Origin of the sequence: Rhizobium sp. RAF56 (assembly GCF_052113965.1) — a bacterium.
In the GTDB taxonomy this organism is placed as follows: domain Bacteria; phylum Pseudomonadota; class Alphaproteobacteria; order Rhizobiales; family Rhizobiaceae; genus Rhizobium.
Genome location: NZ_JBFRDU010000073.1, coordinates 1 through 10,130, shown reverse-complemented (window position 1 = coordinate 10,130; position 10,130 = coordinate 1). Strand labels below are relative to the sequence as shown.

The 10,130-nt window shown below is 56.1% G+C and carries 11 protein-coding genes and 2 pseudogenes; 4 read left to right on the top strand and 9 right to left on the bottom strand.

Annotated elements, in window-relative coordinates; all coding sequences use genetic code 11:
• Nucleotides 1–39: 39 nt before the first annotated feature.
• The 4 genes and pseudogenes from AB4048_RS28100 to AB4048_RS28085 form a co-directional block, all read right to left on the bottom strand.
• Nucleotides 40–327, bottom strand: a pseudogene (locus tag AB4048_RS28100) (ISNCY family transposase); the annotation flags it as partial.
• Complete coding sequence (locus tag AB4048_RS28095) at nt 326–1,327, bottom strand: IS30 family transposase (protein ID WP_442205245.1); 1,002 nt, start codon at nt 1,325–1,327, stop codon at nt 326–328. The pseudogene AB4048_RS28100 and the gene AB4048_RS28095, both read right to left, overlap by 2 nt.
• Before the next feature lie 743 nt (nt 1,328–2,070).
• A complete protein-coding gene (locus AB4048_RS28090) occupies nt 2,071–2,403 on the bottom strand; it encodes a hypothetical protein (RefSeq protein ID WP_442205244.1) in 333 nt (110 codons plus the stop codon).
• An 11-nt stretch (nt 2,404–2,414) separates the two neighbouring features.
• Complete coding sequence (locus tag AB4048_RS28085; protein ID WP_442205243.1) at nt 2,415–2,603, bottom strand: hypothetical protein; 189 nt, start codon at nt 2,601–2,603, stop codon at nt 2,415–2,417.
• Between the two features lie 322 nt (nt 2,604–2,925).
• Here AB4048_RS28085 and AB4048_RS28080 point away from each other — a divergent pair.
• A pseudogene (locus AB4048_RS28080) lies at nt 2,926–3,272 on the top strand (transposase); the annotation flags it as partial.
• A 270-nt stretch (nt 3,273–3,542) separates the two neighbouring features.
• On the opposite strand, the gene AB4048_RS28075 reads toward AB4048_RS28080, so the two are convergent.
• Nucleotides 3,543–4,628: a Fic family protein gene (locus AB4048_RS28075; protein WP_442205242.1), complete on the bottom strand. Its 1,086-nt coding sequence runs from the start codon at nt 4,626–4,628 to the stop codon at nt 3,543–3,545.
• A 413-nt stretch (nt 4,629–5,041) separates the two neighbouring features.
• Here AB4048_RS28075 and AB4048_RS28070 point away from each other — a divergent pair, with 413 nt between their 5' ends.
• A complete protein-coding gene (locus AB4048_RS28070; RefSeq protein WP_442205241.1) occupies nt 5,042–5,320 on the top strand; it encodes a transposase in 279 nt (92 codons plus the stop codon).
• Nucleotides 5,321–5,546: 226 nt separating this feature from the next.
• Here the strand turns inward: AB4048_RS28070 and AB4048_RS28065 are convergent, their stop codons facing one another.
• Nucleotides 5,547–6,383: an SDR family oxidoreductase gene (locus AB4048_RS28065; RefSeq protein WP_442205240.1), complete on the bottom strand. Its 837-nt coding sequence runs from the start codon at nt 6,381–6,383 to the stop codon at nt 5,547–5,549.
• A 98-nt stretch (nt 6,384–6,481) separates the two neighbouring features.
• On the opposite strand from AB4048_RS28065, the gene AB4048_RS28060 reads away from it, so the two are divergent.
• Nucleotides 6,482–7,375, top strand: a complete 894-nt coding sequence (locus AB4048_RS28060; protein ID WP_442205239.1) for a LysR family transcriptional regulator — start codon at nt 6,482–6,484, stop codon at nt 7,373–7,375.
• Nucleotides 7,376–7,563: 188 nt separating this feature from the next.
• Here the strand turns inward: AB4048_RS28060 and AB4048_RS28055 are convergent, their stop codons facing one another.
• On the bottom strand, nt 7,564–7,887 hold the full coding sequence (locus AB4048_RS28055; protein ID WP_442205238.1) for a DUF1294 domain-containing protein: 324 nt from the start codon (nt 7,885–7,887) through the stop codon (nt 7,564–7,566).
• Between the two features lie 374 nt (nt 7,888–8,261).
• Complete coding sequence (locus tag AB4048_RS28050; RefSeq protein WP_442205237.1) at nt 8,262–8,471, bottom strand: hypothetical protein; 210 nt, start codon at nt 8,469–8,471, stop codon at nt 8,262–8,264.
• A gap of 370 nt (nt 8,472–8,841) precedes the next feature.
• Here AB4048_RS28050 and AB4048_RS28045 point away from each other — a divergent pair, with 370 nt between their 5' ends.
• On the top strand, nt 8,842–9,201 hold the full coding sequence (locus tag AB4048_RS28045) for an STAS/SEC14 domain-containing protein (RefSeq protein ID WP_442205236.1): 360 nt from the start codon (nt 8,842–8,844) through the stop codon (nt 9,199–9,201).
• A gap of 129 nt (nt 9,202–9,330) precedes the next feature.
• Here the strand turns inward: AB4048_RS28045 and AB4048_RS28040 are convergent, their stop codons facing one another.
• Nucleotides 9,331–9,924, bottom strand: a complete 594-nt coding sequence (locus AB4048_RS28040; RefSeq protein WP_442205235.1) for an NADPH-dependent FMN reductase — start codon at nt 9,922–9,924, stop codon at nt 9,331–9,333.
• Nucleotides 9,925–10,130 lie beyond the last annotated feature (206 nt).

Genomic DNA, 10,130 nt, shown 5'->3' with positions numbered 1-10,130 from the left:
TCGGATACGCAGAGCGACATCGGCGTGCATTGACGCTCTTTATTCCGCCGCCGGCGGCCTCGACAGTGCCTTCTCTCGCCGCGCAATCACCGCAGGATCGTTCATGAAATCCGTCCTTGGCCCAGGCTTGCGACCCCGCTTCTGATAGCTGTTGGCTGTGCTACCGTCTCGAATGCCGAACATATGATCCGTCTGTCCGGTGCGCCGAGGCCCGCTCTTGCTCCGCTGCTGCTCGCGCCCAGACTGTATCTCGGCCACGATCGACAGCATGTCGTCCAGCCGCTTGTTGTCGACGACCTCGGCGCGATGCACCGAGCGTAGGGGATCAGCCGCATTCACGCAAATGGGCCATGAAGACCTCGGCCGGTGTTTTGTAGCCCAAGCACTTTCTTGGCAGCGAATTCAGGTGATGGGCGAGGTCGACGAGTTGCTGCTGAGCGACGTTGGACAGATCCGTATCGCCAGGCATGAAGCGTCGAATACGCTTGTTGGTGTTCTCAACAGCACCTTTCTGCCAAGGCGAATTGGGATCGCAGAACCAGCTTCTGGCGCCGATCCCATCTTCCAAAGCCCTAAAGCCGCGAAACTCGGTGCCGCGGTCGAAGGTGAAACTCTGGCGGGCGAAGGCCGGCAAAGGTGAGAAGGCATCGATGATCTTGTCCATGATCGGTCGCGAGTGCCGGCTGCGGTTCTTGATCATCACGGTGTAGCGGCTCTTGCGCTCGACGAGAGAGGTGACATTGGCTTCACCGAGTTCGCGCCGGAAGATCAGGAGATCGCCCTCCCAATGCCCAAACTGCGAGCGATCGTCAATACAATCAGGGCGTTGGGATATTCTGCAGTCAAACGGGATCAAACCGTCGCGTGGCTTGCGGGATCCACGTCGGCGGCGCCTGCGACGGCCTTCCGGCAGATTCCGATAGAGCTCCAGAGCATAATCCTCCTTGCCGTAGATGAAGCGATAGATCGTCTCCTGGCAGACGCGCACGGGGCTGACACGGTCTGCGAGCAGGCGGCCGGCGATCTGCTCAGGCGACCAACGTGCTTTCAGCCGATCGATCACCAACTCGCGCAACTGCGGATGACGCCTGAGCTTGCGCAGCCGTCGTCGACGCTCCTTGCTGATGTCGTTGGCGATACCGCTGTAATAGCCGCTATATTCCGGAAACTCGCGATCGTGGAACGTATTGCGTTTAAGCTCGCGATAGATCGTCGAGCGATGACGACCGAGTTGGCGGCCAATCTCCGAAACGGAAACCTTGCGTTCTCTTAGGTGAAGAAGCCGTCTGCGGTCAGCCAAGGTGAGCTGCGAGTAGCAATGGGGCATGCATATATCTCCAAGGCGAAGCCATTGTTTTTATAAGCATGTCGCGCTTGGAAATAGAATGTACCCCGCTACAATGACATATCGCATAACATAGCTTATGGAACTTAAGCGTTTTATTAACAATGATTTAGACGGTAGATAAAGTCAATTCTAGGTATTTTGACTCGACACGGCAGAACGGCTTGTTCAGTGCTCTCATCGGCACTGGAAAAAGAGTCATCAACCCGCAAAATTATAATAAGTGGTGTTGATCATTAGGGTGATTAGCTGCTACATGACGCGGCGTCTCCCAAGACTCAAATCGAAGATCGGTCGTCGAGTTCGACGAGCGTCCGGCTGACCAACCTAAACGCAATCCTGACTAGGAGATGCGGCGGATGCCGATGGACTCTTTGAAGGAGTCTGTCGGCAATTCCTCTAAATTCGGCTACAGCGCGTCTTCCAGATCAGCTCTGCGAAATCACCTGCTGAAGGACCTCGAAACGCCGTCTGCGCCGAAAGGTTTGGCCGGCATTGGGTCGTTGGACTTTTTTATCAAAGGTCGACCGTCCTTCGCCCCACCCCACCGGGCAGTCTTAAATCGATGCCCTGCAGACCAACCCTAGCTCCGCAATCCCTATTGCCGATTATCTGGGTGACGCCGATATAGCCGTGCAATGCGCGAGAATGACGCAGTCCGTGGTCTGGCTTTTCTATATTCTAGGGGCTCGTTCCTAAAGAAACCGCGTTTGATCTGACTGAGATCATCGAAACCGAGAAGGGGCACCCGCCGAACGCAGCCGCAATCGTTGAACAACCCTGCCGAGGACAAACATAGCGGCCGCGGACGCCGCGATGGGAAGCCAGGGACGGGCGTTGGCCTTCGCGGTTGGGCTCCCGTCGGTGTCGCTGTGGAGGATCGCAAGTTGCTCCCTCAGATCGGCGAGTTCCTTGTGGAGCCAGGCCATTTCCTTCTGATCGGCTTCGACGTCGTCCTCCTCGGCGACATCGACAGGCTCTTCGACGATCGGATCGTGGTCCTCGAATTCCGCAAGATGAAATTCCAGATCCTTTGCGTTGAACCCCTTGGATCTCATGGGATCTCTCCTTAATGCTTCCTAATGGGATGATGATCGCCGCAGTCGCTATCGCCGGGCTTGGCATCGTTCTTAGCCTTGTGGCTTGTGTGGCTGGCGAGGGAGTGCCTGAGATCGACGCTTTTCCTGAAGCGGCCGTAGTCGCCGGGGGGCACGTAGCGGTTGTCGGAGCCGGTGTCCATGAGTTCGCGCTTCGTCATGATCGCCTCCATTGTTGGTTATGTAGAAACGCGCGACGATTCAAAAGGATGCGTGCGGAAGCGGACGAAGACGATGGCGCCTCATGGGGAGGACAAACCTGCGGATCCTGTTCTATCGCCCTGACCGGAGCGCTACCAGGGTCTCCATCTGAGGACGCGGTCCTCGGTCGTGTCCCATCAGGTGGTGTAGCTCGGCGATAATGAAGCCGCTCGCGAGCGCGCCGTTGATAGCGCTGTAGCGAGTGAGCGGCGTGTGGGTGGTCATCGGCGCTTTCCGGTAGGGTTTGGTTGTTGACGCCAACCCATTTCGGAAGGACCACCGATGACCGACGACATGATGAACCTGCGCACGCTCGTGGAGAAGACCCCTGATGCCGATCTGCTGCGGGAGATGATCGGCTTTGCCGCCGAGCGGCTGATGGAAATGGAGGTGCGGCCACCGGCGCCGCGTATGGCGAGAAGGACCCGTTGCGACTGGCCCAGCGTAACGGTTACCGCGACAGGGACTGGGAGACGCGGGCCGGCACGGTCGAGCTGCGCATCCCCAAGCTCAGGAAGGGCTCCTACTTTCCAGGCTTCCTCGAACCGCGCCGCATGGCCGAGAAGGCGCTGACCGCCGTCATCCAGGAAGCCTATATCCAAGGCATATCGACGCGCTCGGTCGACGACGGCATTAGGTAGCAAAAGCCACCAAAAGCGATTTATGCCACTGAACTAAAGCGACATTTTTGCTCAAATTTGGCGGAAGTTGGGGCGAGGCTGGAAGAGGACATCACTGCCCATACGGTTCGTCCTCGGGTGGGGTGAAAGCCGTCAGCCTATCCGTGTCGCTCTGGTACACATGGGCATCTCAGGCCAAGCCGAGCTTCGTTCGGTCTCGAGACGGGCTCCCAAACGTTATATTAGGTTTGTGCCGGCTTTCAGAAATTTCCCGGCTATTCAGGGTAGCGCGTACCAAGTCGAACGACCGCCTCCATTACGCACAAGCATTCCTTTCGTTACCAGGGACGCAAACGTGGCTTTAAGTGTATTAGGACTCGCGCCAGCTTCGCGCACCATGTCACGCGATGTGACGCGGCCATGGTCGCGCGCATAGTCAAGGATTTTGAGTGCCAATTCTGGAAGGACGGCTAGAGCAGTCTTCTCCCGTTCGACCTTTGCCGCAAGGCGGCGCTTTTGTTGTTGTAGGGCGCGAAAGAAGAAAAGGAGCCATGGTTGCCAATTAGGGGCTTCGGTTCGAATGGTCTTTTGAGTCTGGCGTAGTGCCAAGTAGTAGCCTTCTTTGCTGTTCTCAACCACGCTTTCCAAAGAAGAGTATGGCACATAGGCGTATCCGGCTTGGAGGAGCAGCAACGTGGTCAATATCCGGCTGAGGCGGCCGTTTCCGTCCTGGAAAGGATGGATTTCCAAGAATACGACGGTAAACACGGCAACAATTATTAGTGGATGTAGACGACCTAGCTCACGCGCGTCTTTCAGCCAAGTGACAAGCTCTTGCATCCGTCGTGGGGTGTCGAAGGGTGTGGCCGTCTCGAAGACGACCCCGATCATTTTTCCCTCCTTATCAAAGGCACCTACATCGTTTCGCAATGTCTTGTATTCGCCCCGATGACGCTCGTCCTTTGAGCTGTGCCGGAGAAGATCGCGATGAAGTTGTTTGATGTGATTTTCCGTTGGTGGAATATCTTCCCACGCTTGGAATATCGTTTCCATCGCCTCGGCGTAGCCAGCGACTTCCTGTTCGTCGCGACTTGTGAAGCGTTTGATTTCCAGATTGGCAAGGAGATGTTCGACTTCCCTGTCGGTTAGCTTGCTTCCTTCGATGCGAGTCGAAGAGCCAATGCTTTCAATGGTCGCGATCATTCGCAACGCTTTCAAGCGCTCTGGCGCAAGCGTGCCCAACGCGCGCCATGCCCCCTTGAACTCGTCAATTTCAGCGACGAGAGTTAGTAACTCAGGCGTAATCTGTATGGTGTCTGTATTGATCATACCAGATTGAGTACCGGATTGAACCTGATTGATCAACCAGATTATTTGCCAGATTATACCGGATTATCGGAGGCGACCAGATTAAGCGCCAGATTATGCCCGAATAGACTCTCGCCATTCCCGTTGAAGTTCAAGGGGCAACGAGCAAGACGAAAGTAGCCGCTTCCGTTAACCATCCGATTTTTCTTCGATCGACTCCTGCGAAAATCCCAGGTAAGAACAGGTCATGTTCAGGATGATACGCGTACAGCTCTGATCTCCCCGTGGCCGGTCTCGGCCCTCGATCCGCTGTGCCCGCCGCCGTTTCTGGAGCTTGAACATGACCTTCAACGCCATCGCTATCACCATCATTTCCCACCGCGCCCACGCTCCTGCTTTGGCCGTCAGTGCCTTGGGCGGGGGGTGGAAAATATGCCGGGTCTTCCTCCGGATCGCGGAGGGGTTGAGCGATGGCGAACCCCGAAAACACGCCCAAGGGCCAGCATTTCCTGCTTTCGCCAGAGTGCCGGACGCTGACGGTGCTCGATCTCACGAGGATGCGGGATGCGACTGCCTACATCTGGTTTAAGCGCCTGCGCTGGCCCGAGACGGAGGGCGAGCCTTACTGCCCCAAGTGCGGAACGGTGCGGTGCCACACGATGAGCCGCAACCGCTTTAAATGCACCGAGAAAACCTGCAAGGTCGTGTTCAGCGTCACCTCGGGCACGGCCTTCACGCGCGCAAGCTGAGCTTCAAGAAGAAGCTCATCGCCATCTGGTTCTCGGCAACCCGCACTGCAAGGGAGCAAAGCATCTCAAGCCTGTTCAGCTAACTTGGCTGCTGGTATCAACCGCGACGACGGCTCCTGGGGCGCAGAGCGGCCGAGGTCGCCTATCGGCCCATAGCGGTCTTTCTGAATGACTGAAGGGAAGCGCGGAGCCGCATGGATTTAAGTGTGCAGCCCCGCCCGTGTGGTCAGAACGACCCTGACGCTGCCTGAGACAGTCTCTCAAAGGCATGCATTTCTTTCAGCCTTTCTTCGAGCACGGGCTGCACCGCTTCGATTGCATCACCACCAGCCAGGAACTGCTTGGGAGGATTCTCCATCGCACCAAGCTCAACAAGAACCCCTGCAAGGCTGGCTGGATTGCCTGGCTGCTTGCCATCGTACCCCGACCACAGGGCTTCAGCGGTCCCTCCATGCGCATAGTCCTCGATGGTGCTGGCCGCATACTTGACGTTTTTGGCGTCGAGAAGTTCGGTCCGGAAGAAGCCCGGAGACACCACCACAACTTTGATTCCAAAGGGCTCAACCTCATGTGCGACAGATAGGGATAGACCTTCGACAGCGAATTTCGCCGCGCTATAGGCCGCGCAATGCTTGAGGCCGATTACGCCCGCAACGGAACTGATATTGATAATGCGACCTTCACGCTGCTTGCGCATTACCGGAAGCACGGCTTTCATGACGTTCATCACGCCGTAGAAATTCGTGTCGATCTGGGACTTGAAGTCGGCCGTGGTCATCTCCTCGAAATTGCCGAGAAGACTGTAACCCGCATTGTTGACCAAGACGTCGATGCGCCCGAATTCCTCGACGGCACGAGCGACAGCCGCAAACGCCTGCACCTCGTCCGCCACATCCAGTTGGACAACGGCGAGGCTTTCGCTCGCGACGTCGTTGAATGCATTTCGAACCTTGTCGAGGTTTCGACCTGTCGCGATGACCTTGTTGCCAGCAGCGAGTGCCGCCCGAACGGTTGCCGCACCGATGCCGCTACCCGCACCTGTAATGAACCAGACTTTGCTCATGGATGTATCCTTTCCAGTTTGATGGCTGGAAAGTAATCCATTCAGCATCCAGACATTAGATGGTATTATCTGCATGGACCTAGAAGGTAGATTTCTGAATGCGTCGCGAGAACATCAATGACTTTCTTGCCTTCATTGCTGTCGGACGGGAGCGGAGCTTCACCAAAGCGGCCGCACAGTTAGGCGTTTCCCAACCGGCGCTCAGCTACACCATCCGCACTTTAGAGGCACGGCTGGGCATTCGGTTGCTTACGCGAACGACCAGAAGTGTTTCATTGACAGAAGCTGGAGAACGTTTGCTTTGGAGCATTGGGCCGCGTTTCGATGAGATAGAGGGCGAGATCGCCGCCCTGAGCGCTATGCGCGACAAGCCTGCGGGCACGGTTCGCATTACGACGGTCGAACATGCGGCGGAGACCATTCTCTGGCCCGCCCTTAGCCCGTTGTTGGCTGAGTACCCCGACATCAATATCGAGATCATCAGCGATTACGGTTTGAAGGACATTGTCGCGGAACGGTACGATGCAGGCGTTCGGCTGGGCGAACAGGTCGACAAGGATATGATCTCGGTGCCCATCAACAGGGACTTCCGCCCAGTGGTGGTCGGGTCGCCGTCGTATTTCGAAAATCGTAGCTTGCCTCTCAGCCCGGAGGAACTAACCGAGCACGAGTGCATAAGGCTTCGGCTTCCGACCCAAGGCGGTTTCTATATATGGGACTTCGAGAAAGATGGGCGTGAGATGAAGGTTCGGGCCGAGGGGCGAATGGTCTTCAATACAATAGCGCTGATGCTGCAGGCTACGCTGGACGGGTTCGGCCTTGCCTATGTTCCAGAGGATCAGGCGAGCGTTGCGATAGAGGACGGACGGCTGATGCGTGTTCTCGCAGACTGGTGCCCGCCGCGCCCGGCTTATCACCTATATTATCCGAGCCGCCGTCAACATTCGCCTGCATTTGCACTCGTCATGGAAGCGCTTCGCTATCGCAAATGACGAAAGTCCGCTGTTAGCGCACTGCGGACATGGACGGGCATCGAGCGGACAGGCAGCCTTTGGGAATTCGCCAGCGCTTTCGGAATGACTGGAACGGGGGAGCATTCCTGACCGAAAACCATCTCTAGCCAAAGGCGCAAGCAACTTGCGTCGCTGCGTTGGAAAACTACACAGCCCGGATCTCTAACTCACATGGAAGACTTCATTCGCGATAACGCCTCAACAACAAGATTCGGTGCAGTAATCCATACGACGCCGAGACACACATGCAGCGCTCCGATTGTCATTAGGATGCTGCGGAAAGGCTCCTTGCGCGTTTTGTGACGAAGTACTTGCTGTGCGGTAAGGGCTCCGAGGCTTCCACCGGCAATAGCCAGCCAGAGCAGCGTGCTCTCGCGAACGCGCCACGCCCCCTCTATCGCGGCTTGCTTGTCCCACCAATAGACGCAGTAGACCACGACGTTGACGAGGAGATAAATTAGAAGGAGTGTGAACGGTGTCGAAAGGTGCATGGTTGGATTTTTGCACGTAGGCGTTAATCTCCGACTAATCAAATTCGACGATTGGCGCGCTGGTCTAAGCGACGCCGCCTGCTCCGACCTTAAACGAACGGCAGCTTATGGAATCTGTGACCTATCCACGTAACGTCTGGAACGGAGGCGCAACCACGACCTTCAGCTCAGTCACCTCGATGTCTGCTTCCAGGCGGAGGCAAAAGCTTGCCTCAATGGCCGATATGGTGAAGGCTTTCGTACGCCTGACGGCACCCGAAACCCTTCACCATTGCAGACCAAACGCTTCAGCAGTTTTGCGCCAAAAAGCGGACCTCGCCGAGCAATCCCCTAATTATCGATCGCGACGAACCGCCTCGTCAAAGGAAATCTCCCTATTCTTCTAGGAGCCCGTCGAACACTTGAAGCAGAGCTTCGGTAATTGCCGTTCCCAAGGCGTTACCTGCTGTTCGAATTTCATCTTCGTTGCAATCTCGCGCCGCTAAAGCCAGCGCAGTGGCATGGGTGCTGACGATCTCTTTACTCAGTTCAATGGCCCATAAAGCAAACTCGCTTCGATTGTCGAATACTATCGTTTCCGTCATGCTCGGTCCTCGTATCTGCGAGGTGTTTGTTTAAAGCGAAGTAGTGAACCTGCCAAGACAGCAAGAACCCGAATCCCACCGGACGCTTGATCGAGTGCGGACCCTAAGCACGGAAGCATAGCCTCGGATGCTAGGGGAACGACGTGCCAAGAAAAACAGTCGGCTTTGGCTGACGACGGGCTTGGGTTACTTCCCGACCGATATCATTTGAAGAGTTGCTTGCTTTCGATCCCTTCGGTTTGATCAACGACGAACTAAAGTCGTCACGTTCATCGACCGGTGTTGTCGTCCGTCAGCGCGTGGTACGCTGCTACTGAGAAGATGCCGGTAGCTGGGCTGGGCGTAATTCTCTTGCAGGAGATGGGCCACGATGCTTCGTTTCGAGCGATCCGATGATAAAAACATTCTGATCGTCACCGCCGTTGGGCCACTAAAGGAGTCTGACTTTAAAGAGTTCGCGACACAGATCCTCGCACGTTTAGCCCAACATGGGCCCACGCCGTTGATGATCCGGACGGATTCGTTCCCCGGCTGGGAGAGCTTCGGGGCATTCGAAGCCCATCTGAAATTTGTGTCCGAGCACCATCGGCGGATCGAAAAAATCGCGGTCGTCACAGATAGTGGAATGCTGAAGATCATTCCTCACATAGCCAGCCTTCTACTCCATCCAAAGATCAAGCATTTCGATATGGCAGAGACGAGTACTGCGCTCACCTGGCTTGAAACATAGCCGCAAGAACGGCGCTCCTTTCGTACGGCGCTTCCTGTCGCAAGCGGACATCTCATAAAAACATCGTGGAAGTGCGAGAACTCTGTCGTCGCACTTCCAACATCTAACTCCTGAGTAATTATGCAGAAGTCAGATCTCGCCTGCTTTGGCGGCTATCGTTGCCTTAGACCACCAGACGAGTTCATCCAGCGCGTTTTTGGCGGCGGGCAGCAGATTTGCCTCGATCTCCTCGATAGGCTTGTTGCCACCCATGGGGTGGACCGCCATCAAATCTCCGCCGCCGATATGCACGGCGGTACGCGTAGACACCATCTGCAGCTCGACCGCTATCCCGCGCAGGTGTTCGATGGCGCGAGACGCACCCCGGCTGCCGTAACCGATTGCAGTGAAGGGTTTCCGGTTCCATTCTTTGTAGGCCTGATCGAGCGCGTTCTTCAGCACTCCGGGAATCGAGCGGTTATATTCCGGCACCACGAAAATGTAGCCGTCGAAGCGACCAATGGTTTCCTGCCACCGTACCGCCTCGAGGTTTTGGCTCGGCATCCACAGGTTCGACGCCATCTCGTCGAAGAACGGCATTGGATGGTCGCGCAGATCGACCAGTTCAACCTCGATATCGTCACGCGCCTGCACCTGCTTCAACATCCATTGTGCCGGTTTGTCGGCAAAGCGAGTTGGGCGGGTGGAGCCGACAATCAAAGCAATTTTCGGTTTCGAACTCACGGTAACCTCATGTATGTTGGTTTCAGAACGTAACTAACATATGAGGATCGGGTGTCAGATCAAGAAAGCACTTTGAGGAAACCAGGTAACCACGAGGATACTAAGGCATGCGAACCTATCAGCCGCATGCTGGCTCGCATCAGCGACAAGTGGACGCTTCTGGTGGTGCGGGTTTTGGGTGATGGCCCTCTTCGGTTCAACGCGCT